General features: G+C 54.1%; 1 protein-coding gene. It reads left to right on the top strand.

Annotated elements, in window-relative coordinates; genetic code table 11:
* A partial coding sequence (locus GHN86_RS23810; protein WP_228389656.1) for a hypothetical protein occupies positions 1-354 on the top strand: 354 nt, incomplete at its 5' end.
* Positions 355-375: the final 21 nt, after the last annotated feature.

Here is a 375-nt window from a genome sequence, read left to right as displayed (position 1 = left end):
GCCGTGTCTAAAGGCCGCGTAACTGCTGGCCTAGACGGTAAAGGGCAAAAGGTTATCGACCTATCAGAAATGATCCGTGTTTATGGCGAACCACAGGGGATCACCCTACACCGCCCTACACTTGACCCGACACCCTCACCCTACACTTCCCCTACACCTGAAATTGACGCCCTACACCCAGCCCTACACTCGCTGGTTGAAGAGGTTCGATTGCTGCGTGCAGAGATACAAGAGCTGCAACAATCACTTCGGCTGATCGAGCATAAACCCGAGCCTAAACCTGCATTGCCTCACAACACGAAGCCAGGGGAAGCCCCTACTTGGGCAAATTTGCTCGACGCTCTCGATAACTAAAAGCCGTGGCCAGTTTCGCGG

The organism is Pseudomonas helleri (assembly GCF_009600315.1).
Lineage (GTDB): Bacteria > Pseudomonadota > Gammaproteobacteria > Pseudomonadales > Pseudomonadaceae > Aquipseudomonas > Aquipseudomonas helleri_A.
The sequence above is the reverse complement of the archived record's forward strand: the minus strand, read 5'-3'. Positions and strand labels throughout refer to the sequence as shown.